Consider the following 15,848-nt stretch of genomic DNA (forward strand, 5'->3'; position numbering starts at 1 on the left):
GTATAAGGTCTGAACCATGAGTTTGCTCAATATCGGGATGTCGGGACTGTCGGCCAGTCAGTCCTCTTTGGCTACGACAGGCAACAACATTGCCAACGTCGACACCGCCGGTTATTCGCGTCAGCAAACCGTGCAGGGCACAAAATCCTCGCAGCAGTACGGCACCGTCTTCATCGGCACGGGCACCACCCTGGCTGACGTGCGCCGGGTTTATAACTCGTACCTGGAAACCCAACTGCACACGGCGACCTCGCTGGACAGCGAATCGGCCTCGTTCCTGGCCCAGGCCACGCCGCTGGACTCGATGCTGTCGGATACCAACACCGGCCTGACCGGCGTGCTGCAAAAATTCTTCACCTCGATGCAGGGCGTTTCGACTTCGGCCACCGATGACACCTCCCGTCAATCGGTGCTGACCGGCGCGCAGGCACTGACCAATCGCTTCAACACCATCGCCAAGCAGCTCAACGACCAGAACACCACCATCAACGGCAGCCTCGCCGACATGGCGGCCCAGGTGAACAAGCTGGCGACCTCGATCGCCAACCTGAACCAGAAGATCGGCGAGATCTCCACCAGTGGTGGCGCGCCGAACGACTTGCTCGACTCGCGTAACGAAGCCGTGCGCCAACTGTCCGAGCTGACCGGTGCGCAAGTGGTCGAGCGCGGTACCAGTTTCGATATCTACGTCGGCAGCGGCCAGCCGCTGGTGATCGGCAACACCACCAACACCCTGAGCACCGTGCCGATGAAGGATGATCCTTCGCGCATGGGCATTCAGATGGATCGCGGTTCGAGCACCATCGACATCACTTCGGTGATCAGCGGTGGCGAAATCGGCGGCCTGCTGACCTATCGCAAGGAAGTCCTCGACCCTTCGCTCAACGAGCTGGGCCGCGTGGCGTTGGTGGTCGCTGACCAGATCAACAGCCAGCAAGCCCAGGGCATCGACAAGAACGGTGACTTCGGCGCGGCGATTTTCAACAACATCAACAGTGCCGCACTGATCAGTCAGCGCAGCATTGCGGCGGCGGGCAACAGCACCGGTTCGGGCAACCTTGACGTCACGATCAAGGACACTGGCAAGCTGACCACCAGTGATTATCAGGTCACCTTCACCAGCGCCACCGACTACACCGTCAAGCGTTCCGATGGCACCGACCTGGGCACGTTCAGCACCACCACCAATCCGCCACCGGTGATCGACGGCTTCAGCCTCGCCCTCAATGGCGGTGCGTTGAGCGCCGGTGACAGCTTCAAGATCACCCCGACCCGTGGCGCGGCCGCGAGCATTCAGACGGTCCTCACCGACCCGAAGAAAATTGCTGCAGCCGGTCCATTGACCGGTGTGGCCAGCGCTGCCGGCCTGGGGACTTACACCCAGCCGACGCTGAGCGACACGATCGATATCTACAGCTCGACGGCCCAGGCTGACATGCAGGCGGCGCTGAAGAATTCGACGCCGGTCAAACTGGTATTCGGTGCAGCCAGCGGCGGTAGCCAATCGTACAACCTGGTCGATGCCAAGGGCGCGACCATCGGCACCGGCACCATCGTGCCCGGCCAGTCGAACACGCTGAACCTGAAAGTCGGCATCGTCGACGCCAGCGGCAACCCGGTAATGGACACCACCGTCACGCCGAACGTGCAGAAGACCTTCACCGTACAAACCACGGTCGGCGGCACGCCGAAGTCCGGCGAAACCTTCACCATGAATCTGACCGGCGCGGCATCTTCGGACAACCGCAACGCGCAAGCATTGGTCGGCCTGCAAACCAAGCAGACCGTCGACACCGGTTCGGCGAGCAAGGGCATCAGCCTGACCGACGCCTACAACAAACTGGTGACCAACGTCGGCACCAAGACGGCCCAGGGCAAGTCCGACAGCGCCGCCACCACAGCGATTCTGGACAACGCCAAAGGCGCCCGCGATTCGCTGTCCGGGGTCAACCTGGATGAAGAAACCGGCAACCTGGTCAAATATCAGCAGTACTACACAGCGTCTTCGCAGATCATCAAAGCTGCGCAGGAAACTTTCGCCACGCTGATCAACAGCCTTTAAGGAGTCGTAATTCATGCGCATTTCCACCGCCCAGTATTACGGCACGCAAGCGTCGGACTATCAGCGTAACTTCAACAAGGCGGTTGCCACCGCCAGCGAGGCGAGCAGCCTGCAGCGCATCACCAATGCGTCCGATGACCCGCTGGGTGCCGGGCGCTTGCTGCAATTGGGCCAGCAGGCCGCGATGCTTGACCAGTACACCACCAATATCAGCACCACCAAAAGTGCGTTGACCGTTCAGGAATCCACGCTGGATGCGATCACCACGGCGTTGTCGCGTGCCAAGGAACTGTCCCTGGCCGCCAACAACGGCACGATCACCGACAAGGACCGCCAGGCTTACGCCTCGGAACTGGGCGAGATCCAGAAACAAGTGCTGGGCCTGATGAACTCCAAGGATGCCAACGGCAACTACCTGTTCTCCGGTTCCAAGACCGACACGGCCCCGTACTCGCAAAACGGCGACGGCACCTACACCTACAACGGTGATCAGACCACCATCAATCTGGGCATTGGCGATGGCCTGTCGGTCGGCACCAACACGACCGGTTGGGATGCATTCCAGCAGACCATCAATACCGCCCGCACCAACGTGACCCGCACTGCTCCAGCGGTGGATGACGGTCGTGTCGTGCTGTCCAACGGTACGATCGGCACTGAAGCGACCTACAACGCCAAGTTCACCAGCGGCCAGCCGTATACCGTCAGTTTCGTCAGCAGCACGCAGATGCAAATCACTGATGCGCTGGGTAATGACGTGACCGCTGAAGCCAGCAAGAATGGCCTGATCAGCAACACCAGTGGCGCCAACCAGAGCTTCAGCTTCCGTGGCGTCGACATGCAGCTGAACATCAACCTGCAGGCTGGTGATACCAACCCGGACGCGGTCATTGCCGGGCACAGTTTTCAGTTGGCGGTGACACCGGACACGTTCACCACCTCGCGTAACCCGGGCAATACGTCGACGGCGGTGATCACCGGTTCCAGCATCACCGACCAGGCAGCCTACACCGCGGCTTTCCCGCAGGGTGGCGCCGTCCTCAAGTTCACCAGCGCCACTGCGTTTGACCTGTACGCGGCACCGGTAACGGCCGACAGCAAACCTGTGTCCTCGGGCACCGTGGTCGGCGGCAACGCGACCGCAGCCGGTGTGACATTCGCCTTGGGTAATACTCCGGCAACGGGTGATCAATTTTCGATCCAGCCGAACAACCATCAGACCCAGAACGTACTCGATACCCTCGGCCAGATGATCAACGCGCTGAACACGCCAATCGATGGCGATCCGGTCGCCAAGCAAAAACTGCAGGGCGCCATGGAAGCCGGTATCGGAAACATTGATGCTGCGACCAACCAGATTGGCACCGCAGTCACGTCGATCGGCGCCCGTGGCCAGTCGCTGGACATGCAAAGCGTCACCAACGACAGCCTGAGCACCGCCAACACTACGACGCAAGGCTCGATCCGCGATTCGGATCCGGCCGAAGTCATGACCCGCCTGACCTTGCAGCAGACCATGTTGCAGGCTGCGCAACTGGCGTTCAGCAAGATCAGCCAGCTGGGTCTGTTCAACAAGATCTGACGATGACCGGGTGTGCAAGCACCCGGTTTTCCTGCTCTTGAGTTTCTAATGTTTTTTTCCGCGGTTTCAGAGGGCTCGCAGTTCCGGTCGGGTTCCCGCCGCTAGCGAGTCCGCCGTGAAGTCACTTCCCCTTGTCAGCCTTGTCATTCCTGCCTTCAACCCGCGCTTCTTCGAGCGGGCATTGCGCAGCGCCGTCAGTCAGGGCTACGGCAATCTTGAAATCATTGTCTGCGACGACAGTCGTGGTGATGACATCGAAGCCATTGTCGCGGCGATGACCGAGCAGAGCGGGGTGGCTGTGCGCTACGTGCGCAATCCGCACACCTTGGGAATGGTCGGCAATCTGCAGGCCTGCCTGGATCAGGCTCAGGGCGAATTCATCAAGTTTTTGTGCGATGACGATCAGCTGTTCACCAGCTGTATCGAGCATCAGGCCAAAGTGCTCGCTGAACGTGACGAGGTCAATCTGGTGCTGGCCCAGCGACTGTTCTGGGACGCCGATGACATGGTGCTGCCTTCACGTCTGGAAAACACGCCACTCTCTCCGATCAGTGGCCTGTTCAAGGGAGAGGATCTGCTGGCGCTCTTCGAGACGTTCCCGTCGAACCTCCTCGGTGGTTTCAGTAATGCCCTGTTCCGTCGCGCCGACGTTGTCGAGTTACTGCCGGCGCTGACTCAGCCGGACCACTGTTTTGTCGCGAGCCTCGATTTCGCCTTGTTCGTGTGTTTGCTGCGACGCGGCAACACGGTGATTTCCAATCATGTGTTAAGCGTTGAACGTCTGTATCCGGATCGCCTGAGTGGCCAGCAAGTCATGAAGGACGCTTTGGTGGTCGAGCGGCAATGGCTGCTGCAAATGCTCAAGGCGCGCAGCGGAGAGTCGGCGCCTGCGAAAGGGTGGGTGCGTTATGTGCCATTGCCCAATGCGGATGAGTCCCCCCGGGTCTGGATAGAACTGCCGCTGAGCCGAACCCTCGGTACCAAACAGAGCGCCCAGATCTGGCAAGTCGGTGCTGACAGCCAGAGCTTTTCCGAACTCTATGCGCAATGGCTGGGGTGCCGCAGGCTCAGCGACGTCCAGAGCAGATTGTTGCCGGACACTCTGGCGGGCTGGTCGTCTACACCGCGAATCGTGCCCATCGTGGTGGACGAGCAGGGCAGTCCTGCGGCGCTGGAGCGGACGCTGGAAAGTCTTGTCGCGCAGGTCTATCCACCTGAGTTGACGCTGGTGTTGTCCAGCGATTGCACTGAGCCGGTATTGGATGGGCGTGTGTTCCATTTGCCGTTGCAGGACGATTATCTGCACCAGATCAATCAGCTGCTGCCGCAACTGGATGGCGCTGACTGGTTTTATCTGCTGCGCGCGGGTGATCGTCTGGTGCCTCCGGCCTTGCTGATGTTGGCCGAACGCATCGCCTTCAACAGCGCCTTGCACTGTCTGTACAGCGATGAAGGCAGCTTGCGTGCGGGGGAGTCGGCGGAGCCGGCATTCAAGCCCGACTTCAACCTGGATCTGATGCGCTCCTACCCTTATGTCGGTCGTGCGCTGGCGTTCCGGCGCGAGACTTTTCTGACACTCGGCGGCTTCGATTCGACTTTCACTGAGCTCGCGCCTCACGACATGCTCTGGCGAATGGTTGAAGAGCACGGCACTCAGGTAGTTGGGCATCTGGCCGAGATTGCCATCGAGTCGTCCTTCGACCTGGCGCAGTGGCTGTCGCTGCCCGCCGTGAGTGAACACAACGCGCGATTGCTGTCGGCGCATCTGGATCGTATGGGGATCGCCCACGATCTGCGACGCGGCAGCGTCGAGTTGCTCAATCGGGTCGATTACCGGCATGCCCATCGGCCGTTGGTCTCGATCATCATTTCCACTCGCGACCAGATTGCGGCGTTGCAACGCTGCGTCGAAAGCCTGCTGGAAAAAACCGCGTACAGCGAGTACGAGCTGTTGCTGGTCGACAACGCCAGCGAGACCGCCGAGGCCCGTGCCTGGCTGGACGGTATGGCGCAATTGGGCAGTGAACGCGTACGCGTGCTGGCCTACCCGCAACAGGGTAACGTCGCCGCACTGCGCAACTTTGCCGTAGGTCAGGCGAGGGGCGAATACGTCTTGCTGCTCAACCCCTACACCGTGATCACTCAGGGTGACTGGCTCGACGAGTTGCTCAATCACGCCCAGCGTCCGGAAGTCGGCATTGTCGGTGCCAAGCTCTTCAATCCTGATGGCTATGTGTTGCATGCGGGGCTGGTGCTGGGTTTGCAGGGGCCGGCCGGCCTGCCGTTCTATGGTCAGGCCATGCAGTCGTCCGGCTACATGTTCCGCTTGCAGGTGGTTCAGGATCTGAGCGCCGTCGGCGCCGATTGCCTGATGGTGCGCAAGTCGGTGTTCGATGCGGTTGATGGTCTGGATGAGCAGAGTCTGCCGCGTATGTTGCATGAAGTGGACCTGGCACTACGCGTGGCCCGGCAAGGTTATCTCGTGGTGTGGACTCCCTATGCTGTGCTGGCGCTGGGCGCGCAGCCAGTCGAGGAGGTCATCAACGAAGAAGGGGTCTCGCATAATCAGCAGGAAGAAACGTTCTTCAAGCGCTGGCTGCCGGTCATTGCCCGCGACCCTGCCTACAATCCCAATCTTTCGCTGCAAAAGCACACCGGCTCGAGCTTCACGCTTGAGCCGGGCCTGCGCACCGGCTGGACTCCTTTCCGCAATAGCACCATGCCGAGGATTCTCGGGTTGCCGCTCAACGCCTCGGCGATCGGTCACTATCGTGTCACGCAACCGCTGATCGAGCTCGAAGCGGCCGGGCGGGTGCAGGGACAGATCCGCTATAGCGTGAACCTGCCACCGATTGTTGAAATCGAGCGTCTGTCACCTGATGTAATCGTTCTGCAAGGGCGTTACACCGTGTCGTCGGTCAACGAAATGCCGGTGCTGTGCAGCTACTTCAATGCCCGCAGCATCTATGAGCTTGACGACTACGTCATTGATGTTCCCCATCGCAATGCGCATATCCGCAACATGCCGGACAAGTATGAAATGGAGCGTATTGTCCGCCGTGCGATCGGCATGTGCGACCGCGTCGTGGTCTCGACTCAGCCATTGGCCAACGCCTTGTCGGACATGCATCACGACATCCGTGTCGTGCCGAACATGTTGGCGAAGGAGTTCTGGAGCAACTTGCGCGGCCAGCGCCGGACCTCGAAAAAGCCACGAGTCGGTTGGGGCGGCGGCACCAGTCACCATGGTGACCTCGCGGTGATCGCTGATGTCGTGCGCGAACTGGCGGATGAAGTCGACTGGGTGTTTTTCGGTATGTGCCCGGATGATCTGCTCCCGTACATGCATGAGTTCCATGGTGTGATCGCCCTCGACGCGTACCCGGCGAAACTGGCCAGCCTCAATCTCGACCTGGCCCTTGCACCGCTCGAATTCCACATTTTCAACGACTGCAAAAGCAACCTGCGTCTGCTGGAATACGGTGCCTGCGGTTACCCGGTAATCTGCACCGACACTGAGGCCTATCGCGGCTACCTGCCGTGTACTCGGGTCAAGACCAACTCCACGGAAGAATGGCTGCAGGCAATCCGCATGCACCTGGCCGACCCGGACGCCAGCTACCGCATGGGCGACGAGTTGCGCGAAGTCGTGCTGCGCGACTACGTGTTGCGCGGCGATAATCTGCGGTACTGGGAACATGGCTGGCTGGCGAATTGATTCAAGTGCTGACCCGGAAAAACAGGCGACTGACGAGTCGCCTTTTTTTTCGCCCGAAAAGCATCGTGCCCGGCCTCTGGCGCCTGCCCTGCGAGCTGGCGCGTTTCCTGCAAGTCCCCCGCAAATCGCCATAAAACGAGCGCTCGCGGGCATGCCACCTGCGCCCGAACCGGCAAAAAGGCTAGCCAGTAGGCCGCACAGCTCAAGAAAGCTGCGCGCAGCCCGGTGACGAACAAGAGGGGAGACGATGAAGGCAGTTATTTTGGCGGGTGGCCTCGGCACACGCATCAGTGAAGAGTCGCACCTCAAGCCCAAACCGATGATCGAGATCGGCGGCAAGCCAATTCTCTGGCACATCATGAAGCAGTATTCCGCCCACGGAATCCACGACTTCGTAATCTGCCTTGGCTACAAGGGCTACGCGATCAAGGACTTCTTCGCTAACTACTTCCTGCACACCTCCGACGTCACCTTCGACATGCGCAACAACCGCATGGACGTGCACCAGAACTACAGTGAGCCGTGGAGCGTCACGCTGATCGACACCGGCGAGGAAACCATGACGGGGGGCCGTTTGCTGCGTGCTGGCCGTTATCTCAAGGATGAAGAGGCGTTCTGCTTCACCTATGGCGACGGCGTTTCCGATCTGAACATTCGTCAGTTGGTCGATTACCACAAGGCTCATGGCCGCCTCGCGACCGTGACGGCCGTGCAACCGCCAGGGCGCTACGGTGCGCTGGAGCGTCAGGGCGATCAGGTTCTCGGCTTCACCGAAAAACCTCGTGGCGATGGCGGCTGGATCAACGGTGGATTTTTCGTGCTGTCGCCGAAAGTGTTGCCGTACATCGCTGGCGATGAAACCACTTGGGAAGCCGAACCATTGGCCCGTCTGGCTCAGGATGAGCAGCTCAAAGCCTTTGAACACGATGGTTTCTGGCAACCCATGGACACCCTGCGCGACAAGAACCACCTCGAAGCGCTGTGGCAGAGCGGGGAGGCCCCATGGAAGCAATGGGCGTGAGTGCGGATTTCTGGCGCGGCAAACGGGTTCTCGTTACCGGTCACACCGGTTTCAAAGGCAGTTGGCTGACCCTGTGGCTGCAAAGCCTCGGCGCGCAAGTCAGCGGCTTTTCCCTTGATCCGTCGACCGAGCCGAGCCTGTTCGAACTGGCGCGCGTGCACGAAGGCATCAACGATCAGCGCGGTGATTTGCGTGATCTCGGCGCCTTGCTGGAAATCATCGCTGACACCGAGCCGGAGATCGTTTTGCACCTGGCCGCGCAGCCGTTGGTGCGCGAAGGTTATCGCGATCCGCTCGGCACTTACTCCAGCAACGTCATGGGCACGCTGAACCTGCTCGAAGCGATTCGTCAGGTCGGTTGCGTGCGCGCCTGCGTGCTGGTCACCACCGACAAGGTTTACGCCAACAAGGAATGGCTGTGGCCGTACCGCGAAGACGAAGCCCTCGGTGGCCACGATCCTTACAGCAGCAGCAAGGCCTGCTGTGAATTGCTCGCACAGTCTTATGCCGCGTCATTCTTCCCGGCGGACAAGTACGCCGAACACGGTTTGGCCCTGGCCACGGCGCGTGCCGGCAATGTCTTGGGCGGCGGTGATTTTGCCCCTGAGCGACTGATTCCCGACGTACTGAAAGCGTGGACGGCAGACGAGCCGGTGACGCTGCGTTATCCGCAAGCCGTGCGCCCGTGGCAGCACGCGCTGGAGCCGCTGGCCGGTTACCTGCAACTGGCCGCCGGCCTCTACGAACAAGGCCCGGAATACGCCGGGGCGTGGAACTTTGGCCCGAGCGAGGCGGACATGTGCAGCGTCGGCGAAGTGGTCGAATTGCTCGCCAGCCGCTGGCCGCAGGCGCGTGGTTTGCGCATCGAAAAAAGCGAACTGCACGAAGCCGGCCTGTTGCGTCTGGACAGCAGCCGCGCGCGCCAACTACTTGGCTGGCAACCGCGCTGGACCCTGCAGCAATGTCTGGCCCAGACCCTCGACTGGCACCTGGCCTGGCAGAACGGCGATGACATGCGCGCCGTCACCCTCGGTCAATTGGACCTGTACCGAGGCGTGCTGTGAGCGAGTTTTCCCTGAAGGCTTTGCCGCTGGCCGGTCTGTTCAGCGTCCAGCACAAACGCTTCGAAGATCAGCGCGGGCACTTTGCCCGGCTGTTCTGCGAAGGCAGCTTGAGCGCGTTCGGCAGCGAATTTCACATCCGCCAGATCAACCATTCCTGCACCCGCGAGAAGGGCAGTGTGCGCGGTCTGCATTATCAGAACGCCAACGCGCCGGAAGCCAAACTGATCACCTGCCTGCGTGGCGAGGTGTGGGATGTCGCGGTCGATTTGCGTCCCGATTCCGAGACGTTTCTGCACTGGCACGCCGAGCATCTGAAGGCCGGCGATGGCCGCAGTCTGTTGATCCCGGCTGGCTTCGCCCACGGTTTCCAGACCCTCACCGAAGACGCCGAATTGCTCTACCTGCACAGCGCCGATTATGCGCCGGAGCATGAGGGTGGTCTGTCGGTGAATGATCCTCGGCTGGCGATTGCCTGGCCGTTGCCTGTCAATAATTTGTCAGCGCGCGATTCCAGCCATCCCGCGCTCGATCAACACTTTGCTGGAGTGCGTCTATGAACTGCCGTGGGTGCGCCGCACCGCTGAGTCTGCCGCTGATCGACCTCGGCACCTCGCCACCGTCCAACGCCTATGTGCACGCCGATCGCCTCGAACAGGCCGAGCAATGGGTGCCGTTGAAAGTCGCGGTGTGCCAGCAATGCTGGCTGGTGCAGACCGAGGATTACACCCGCGCCGACAGTCTGTTTGACGCCGAGTACGCCTACTTCAGTTCGTTCTCCAGCACCTGGCTGGCCCATGCCGAGCGCTATGTCGCCGAGATGATTGAACGCTTCGGTCTGACTGCCGACAGCCGCGTGGTTGAAGTCGCCGCCAACGATGGTTACCTGCTGCAATACGTCGCCGCTCGTGGCATCCCGTGCCTGGGTGTCGAGCCGACGCGCAGCACCGCGCAAGCCGCGCGCGAGAAAGGTTTGGAAATCCGAGAACTGTTCTTCGGTCGCGACACCGCTGCACAACTGAACAGCGAAGGTTGGGGCGCCGATCTGATGGCGGCCAACAACGTGCTCGCCCATGTGCCGGACATCAACGATTTCCTCGGTGGGTTCGCCGCACTGCTCAAGCCGAGCGGCGTGGCCACCTTCGAATTTCCGCAACTGCTGACGCTGATGGCCGGCGCGCAGTTCGACACGCTGTATCACGAACACTATTCCTACCTGTCGCTGACTGCCGTGCAGACGCTGTGTGAGCGCAACGGTCTGGAAGTCTTCGACGTCAGCCAACTGACCACTCACGGCGGCTCGCTGCGCGTGTTCGTCCAGCGCAAGGACGGCGAGCGTCGCCCGCTGCAACCGGCGGTACAGCAGCAGTTGCAGGCCGAACTCGATGCCGGGGTGAAAACCGCCGAGTACTACGCGACCCTCGCGCCCGCCGCTGAACGCATCAAGCATGAACTGCTGCGCTTCTTGTTGCAGGCCAAAGCCGATGGCAAGCGTGTTGTCGGTTATGGCGCGGCGGCGAAGGGCAACACCTTGCTCAACTACGCCGGGGTCAAACCCGACCTGTTGGCCTGGGTGGCCGATGCCAACCCGCACAAGCAGGGCAAGTTTTTGCCGGGCAGTCGGATTCCAATCGTTGCGCCCGCGCAAATCGACATCGAGAAACCGGATTACGTGCTGGTGCTGCCATGGAACCTGCTGCACGAAGTCAGTCAGCAACTGGCGCAAGTGCGTCAGTGGGACGGCCGCTTCGTGATCGCCGTACCTGAGTTGAAAGTGCTGTGAAGGTTCTGGTCACTGGCGCTACCGGTTTTGTCGGCCGGCATCTGGTTGCGGCATTGCTGGCCCGCGGCTGCGAAATCCGCGCGGTGGCGCGCAATGCGCAAACCGCGCAAGGCATGCCGTGGATCAACGACGTCGACTTCGTCAGCGCGGATATCCACGCGCCCGATCTGGATGTCGCCGCGCTGACCGCTGGCATCGATGCGCTAGCGCATCTGGCCTGGCCGGGCTTGCCGAACTATCGCGCGCTGTTCCATTTCGAGCACAACCTGATGGCCGATTACCGCTTTATCAAAAGCGCGGTCGAGGCGGGCGTGCAGCAGGTGCTGGTCACCGGCACCTGTTTCGAATACGGCATGCAAAGCGGCCCGCTCAGCGAAAGCACCGAGCCACAGCCGTGCAATCCTTACGGCTTGGCCAAGCACACCTTGCACCTGTTTTTGCAAAACCTGCAGCAGCAACAACCGTTCACCTTGCAGTGGGCGCGCCTGTTTTATCTGCATGGCGAAGGGCAGAACCCCAACAGTCTGTTGGCGGCACTGCACCGCGCAATCGATAACGGTGAGCCCACCTTCAACATGTCGGCCGGCGAGCAGTTGCGTGATTTTCTGGCCATCGAAACGGCTGCCGAGAACCTCGCCGCGATCGTGCACAAACGCGACTTCAACGGCGTGATCAATTGCGCCAGCGGCCAACCGGTTTCGGTCAGGGCACTGGTGGAAAAACGCCTGCGCGAGCGGGGCGCTTCGATGGATTTGAATCTGGGGCATTACCCTTACCCGACACACGAACCCTTGGCGTTCTGGGCGGTGGTCGACCGATTACAACAGTTACTCGAGGCGCAGCGCACCGACTGATGCAGCTCCAGGCGTGACTATCAAATGACTTTTCAGTGAGACCGGACAATGAGCGATAACGTAATCAAAGCCTTCGAGGCGGAGTGCCAGGCCGAAGTGACTGCCCAAGGCCAGGACAAGGACTTGAAGGCGCTGGCCCAAGAGTTTTACAACCAGTCGGCCAAGCATAAATACACCTACCACTTCTCGTGGATGGGCCGTCCGATCATTCAGTTGCCGCAAGACATGATGGCGATGCAGGAACTGATCTGGCGGATCAAACCGGATCTGGTGATCGAGTGCGGTATCGCCCACGGCGGTTCGATCATTTACTACGCCTCGCTGCTGGAACTGCAGGGTCACGGTGAAGTGCTGGGCATCGATCGCGATATTCGTGCGCACAACCGCGAGGCCATCGAAAGCCATCCGATGATCAAACGCATCAGCATGATCGAAGGCTCGAGCCTCGATCCGGCGGTGGTCGAGCAGGTGCGTCAGGCGGCGGCCGGCAAGAAAGTCATCGTCGTACTCGACTCCAACCACACCCACGAGCACGTACTCGAAGAGCTGCGTCTCTACGCACCGCTGGTTTCCCAAGACAGCTACTGCGTGGTCATGGACACCGTGGTTGAAGACATGCCCGCCGATGCGTTCCCGGATCGTCCATGGGGGCCGGGTGACAACCCGAAAACCGCAGTCTGGGCCTACCTCAAAGAGAACCGTGATTTCGAGATCGATCAAGCGATGCAAGACAAGCTGCTGATCACCGTCGCGTCGGATGGTTATCTGCGTCGGGTTCGTTAATCAGTTCCATCATCAAAGCGTTTTTCAGGCGGTGTCGCCGGTCGTGGGAGAAGTTATGCAAGGCAAGTCTGTTTCTGAACAAAAGCTGCCATTGAGCGAGTTGCTGACGGTGGTGCTGATCACCCACAACCGCCCGGCCTTTCTGCGTCGTGCGCTGCAGTATTACAGCAGTCTGCCTTGCAAGGTTCTGGTGCTGGACTCTTCTCCCGAGCGGCCGGAAGGTGATTTTTCGGCCGTCGACTATCAGCATCTGCCGCAATTCGCCTACTGGGGCATGCAGGCCAAGCTGACCTACGGGGTTGCGCAACTGACCACGCCCTACATGGTGTTCGCTGCCGACGACGACTTTATCCTGCACGAGTCGCTGGCCGAATCGGTGAACTTCCTGGAGGCGAACCGCGACTACGGTTTGTGCCATGGCTATTGCCTGATGTACCTGGCACTGGCCGGCAGCGTCAGTTACTACCGCCGCGACAAAAAAATCTGCGAAGACTATGCATCGGAGCGCGCCCAGGATCGGGTCCTCGACTTCATGCATCAGTACGTGCCGCCGTTCTATGGTGTATGCCGTACCTCGATCATTCAGGACTGGTACGCGGCATTGCCGGCGGGCACCAGTTTCGAATGGCAGGAAATCGGCCATACCTATTATCTGCTGGCAAACTCCAAGGCGCGCATCCTGCCGATCCCTTATGTCGTGCGCGAGATCAATGTTGGTTTCTCCGACCACAACACCGAGGTGTATCACGCCCTGTCCTATGTCGATGCCAAATCGGTAGCGGAGCGTGAAGCCTTCGCCGAATTCCTCGCCTCGCTGCCGACCGGTATCAACGATCTCGATCAGGTGCAGCGCAAGGCGTTTGCCCTGGAAAGCTTCGCAGCCATGACCGACAGCCTGGTTACCGGGCGGGCATTGACGGCCGAGCTGATTTTCGAATCGCACTGGAACCACCTGACCAAGGCGCCGGAGCGCAAATTCGGGCCACGGCAATATGTCGAAATGCCGTTCTACAACCAGCGCTTTTTTGATTTGTTGACCCAGTTTGAATTTCTCCTGCATGCGATGCCGGCGGGTCGTATTCAACTGGAGAAACTTGAGGGCATATGGACCCAGCAGGAGTACCTGTTGCAGTCGCGCAATAACGATACGGCGGAAAGCGTCGTCGACCGTTTGTGGCAGGCCCATGACAGCAACGTGTTCAACCGTCGTGTGGTCAAGCGTCTGGCTGAGCAACTTCGAGTGCTCGACGAGGAGGATCAGGCGCAAGAAATGGCTGAGTGGGCGATGCGTCTTGAGGCCGTTTCAAACGCCGATCACTATCCGGTCTTCAACAAGATGCGCTCAGGTCGCTTGCTTGACTGGATGGCAGCCCGCAAGCCGGACGCTGAACAGGCTGCAGCGATTGCCGCGCACCTGGCGGCGAACGATGGCGGGCCAAAATTCGGTATTTTCCTGCTGGATCTGGACGACAACGTCGAGAAGCTGCAAGTGACTCTCGACAGCCTCGTCGAAGGGTTCAGCAAGGCCTTCAAAATCGTGGTCTTCACCACGGGTGAACCACAGACGGCGACCACTGCGCAGAACACCTTGCACTTCGTCCGGGTCACACCGGGCAATCTGGTCGACAAACTCAACCAGAGTGCCGCGCAATCTTCATGCGACTGGTTGCTGCTGGCCAACGCGGGCGATGAATTCACTGCCGGTGGACTGTTGCGCGCCGGCCTTGAGTTGATGTCGGCCACGGGGCTTCGCGCGGTGGCTACCGATGAAATCCAGCGTACTGAAGACGGCGCGCTGGTGGATGTGTTCCGCCCCGGCTTCAACCTTGATTTGCTGCAAAGCGCTCCAGCACTGATGGCGCGCCACTGGCTGATTCGACGCGACGTGTTCCTCGAGGCGGGCGGTTATCAGGCCGATTTCAGCAAGGCGCTGGAATTTGACCTGTTGCTGCGCCTGATTGAGCAGGGTGGTCTCGACGGCTTGGCACATCTCGACGAGCCGCTGCTGATCACCCAGGCCGCTGAGCTGCAAGAGAATGCTCATGAGCGCCTGGCGTTGCTGCGTCATTTGGGTAATCGCGGCTACAAGGCCAAGGTCACTTCGTCGCTGCCAGGCACCTGGCAGGTCGATTATCGTCATACCGAACTCCCAATGGTGTCGATCATTGTGCCGGCCAGTGATGATTTGTCGGCGTTGCGCCGCTGCATTGAGGGTGTGCTGCTCAGAACCCGCTACAGCCGCTATGAAGTGTTGGTCGCAGCCAACCCGAATCAGTCGGCGGCGGTCAACGACTGGCTAGGCCAGTTGCGCAATCCCCGCGTCAATATCTTGCGTGCCGATCAAATGCTCGGTGAAGTGGCGTTGTATAACGCCGCCAGCGAGCAGGCGCGAGGTGAGTATCTGGTGTTGCTGGCCGCTGATAGCGAAGTCGTCAACCCGAACTGGATCGACTCGTTGCTCAACCAGGCCCAGCGTCCGGAAGTGGGCATCGTCGGCGCCAAACTGGTCGACCGCGATGGCAAGATTTCCCAGGCGGGGTTGATCCTCGGCTTGAACGGCGGCGTCGGTTCACCCTTCATTGGCGAGAAACACAATGCCGAGGGCTACATGCAGCGTTTGGCCGTCGAGCAGAATTACTCGGCTGTGTCGAAGGTCTGCCTGATGGTGCGCAAAGAGCTGTTCAACGCTCTCGGCGGCCTGGATGAAGTGACGTTCGCTGATGGTTTCAGCGATGTCGATCTATGCCTCAAGGCTGGTCAGAACGGTTTCCTCACTGTGTGGACTCCGTCGGTGCAGGTGCTGCACACCGGCGAACTGCCGCAGGCGCCGGAAGCACTGGCGGCACTGCGTGAGAAATGGGTTGATGCGTTCGCGCAGGATCCAGCTTACAACGCCAACCTGGCCCTGACCGGCAAAGGGTTTACCTTGGGCGAAAACAGCTCGATCAATTGGGCACAGTTGCTCGCCTAAGCGCGCAGGACAG

The 15,848-nt window shown here is 60.2% G+C and carries 10 protein-coding genes; all 10 read left to right on the forward strand.

Features of this window, described 5'->3' with window-relative positions; all coding sequences use genetic code 11:
- Positions 1-16 precede the first annotated feature (16 nt).
- The 10 genes from flgK to ACQ4OE_RS15105 all read left to right on the forward strand — a co-directional run bounded on the left by flgK (position 17) and on the right by ACQ4OE_RS15105 (position 15,835).
- Positions 17-2,062, forward strand: a complete 2,046-nt coding sequence (gene flgK / locus ACQ4OE_RS15060) for a flagellar hook-associated protein FlgK (RefSeq protein ID WP_122593345.1) — start codon at positions 17-19, stop codon at positions 2,060-2,062.
- A gap of 13 nt (positions 2,063-2,075) precedes the next feature.
- Positions 2,076-3,644 (forward strand): flagellar hook-associated protein 3, encoded by a 1,569-nt coding sequence (locus tag ACQ4OE_RS15065; protein WP_430947089.1) that lies wholly within the window; start codon positions 2,076-2,078, stop codon positions 3,642-3,644.
- A 115-nt stretch (positions 3,645-3,759) separates the two neighbouring features.
- Positions 3,760-7,362 (forward strand): glycosyltransferase, encoded by a 3,603-nt coding sequence (locus ACQ4OE_RS15070; RefSeq protein WP_430947090.1) that lies wholly within the window; start codon positions 3,760-3,762, stop codon positions 7,360-7,362.
- A 247-nt stretch (positions 7,363-7,609) separates the two neighbouring features.
- On the forward strand, positions 7,610-8,383 hold the full coding sequence (rfbF, locus tag ACQ4OE_RS15075; RefSeq protein ID WP_430947091.1) for a glucose-1-phosphate cytidylyltransferase: 774 nt from the start codon (positions 7,610-7,612) through the stop codon (positions 8,381-8,383).
- Positions 8,365-9,447, forward strand: a complete 1,083-nt coding sequence (gene rfbG, locus ACQ4OE_RS15080; protein WP_430947092.1) for a CDP-glucose 4,6-dehydratase — start codon at positions 8,365-8,367, stop codon at positions 9,445-9,447. Before rfbF ends, rfbG begins: the two co-directional genes overlap by 19 nt.
- On the forward strand, positions 9,444-10,004 hold the full coding sequence (locus ACQ4OE_RS15085) for a dTDP-4-dehydrorhamnose 3,5-epimerase family protein (RefSeq protein ID WP_093439614.1): 561 nt from the start codon (positions 9,444-9,446) through the stop codon (positions 10,002-10,004). Before rfbG ends, ACQ4OE_RS15085 begins: the two co-directional genes overlap by 4 nt.
- On the forward strand, positions 10,001-11,227 hold the full coding sequence (locus tag ACQ4OE_RS15090) for a methyltransferase domain-containing protein (RefSeq protein ID WP_430947093.1): 1,227 nt from the start codon (positions 10,001-10,003) through the stop codon (positions 11,225-11,227). Before ACQ4OE_RS15085 ends, ACQ4OE_RS15090 begins: the two co-directional genes overlap by 4 nt.
- Positions 11,224-12,081 carry an NAD-dependent epimerase/dehydratase family protein gene (locus tag ACQ4OE_RS15095; RefSeq protein ID WP_430947094.1) on the forward strand — a complete coding sequence of 286 codons (858 nt, stop codon included), beginning with the start codon at positions 11,224-11,226 and terminating at the stop codon, positions 12,079-12,081. Before ACQ4OE_RS15090 ends, ACQ4OE_RS15095 begins: the two co-directional genes overlap by 4 nt.
- 48 nt (positions 12,082-12,129) lie before the next feature.
- Positions 12,130-12,864 (forward strand): cephalosporin hydroxylase family protein, encoded by a 735-nt coding sequence (locus tag ACQ4OE_RS15100; RefSeq protein ID WP_430947095.1) that lies wholly within the window; start codon positions 12,130-12,132, stop codon positions 12,862-12,864.
- A 55-nt stretch (positions 12,865-12,919) separates the two neighbouring features.
- Positions 12,920-15,835, forward strand: a complete 2,916-nt coding sequence (locus ACQ4OE_RS15105; RefSeq protein WP_430947096.1) for a glycosyltransferase family 2 protein — start codon at positions 12,920-12,922, stop codon at positions 15,833-15,835.
- Positions 15,836-15,848 lie beyond the last annotated feature (13 nt).

The sequence above is a fragment of the Pseudomonas sp. WC2 genome (genome assembly GCF_050586545.1).
In the GTDB taxonomy this organism is placed as follows: domain Bacteria; phylum Pseudomonadota; class Gammaproteobacteria; order Pseudomonadales; family Pseudomonadaceae; genus Aquipseudomonas.

What these genes read in the sequence shown, in the direction of transcription:
- flgK (WP_122593345.1), top strand. Translation starts at nt 17, where the DNA reads ATGAGTTTGCTCAATATCGGGATGTCGGGACTGTCGGCCAGTCAGTCC.
- ACQ4OE_RS15065 (WP_430947089.1), top strand. Translation starts at nt 2,076, where the DNA reads ATGCGCATTTCCACCGCCCAGTATTACGGCACGCAAGCGTCGGACTAT.
- rfbF (WP_430947091.1), top strand. Translation starts at nt 7,610, where the DNA reads ATGAAGGCAGTTATTTTGGCGGGTGGCCTCGGCACACGCATCAGTGAA.
- rfbG (WP_430947092.1), top strand. Translation starts at nt 8,365, where the DNA reads ATGGAAGCAATGGGCGTGAGTGCGGATTTCTGGCGCGGCAAACGGGTT.
- ACQ4OE_RS15090 (WP_430947093.1), top strand. Translation starts at nt 10,001, where the DNA reads ATGAACTGCCGTGGGTGCGCCGCACCGCTGAGTCTGCCGCTGATCGAC.
- ACQ4OE_RS15100 (WP_430947095.1), top strand. Translation starts at nt 12,130, where the DNA reads ATGAGCGATAACGTAATCAAAGCCTTCGAGGCGGAGTGCCAGGCCGAA.
- ACQ4OE_RS15105 (WP_430947096.1), top strand. Translation starts at nt 12,920, where the DNA reads ATGCAAGGCAAGTCTGTTTCTGAACAAAAGCTGCCATTGAGCGAGTTG.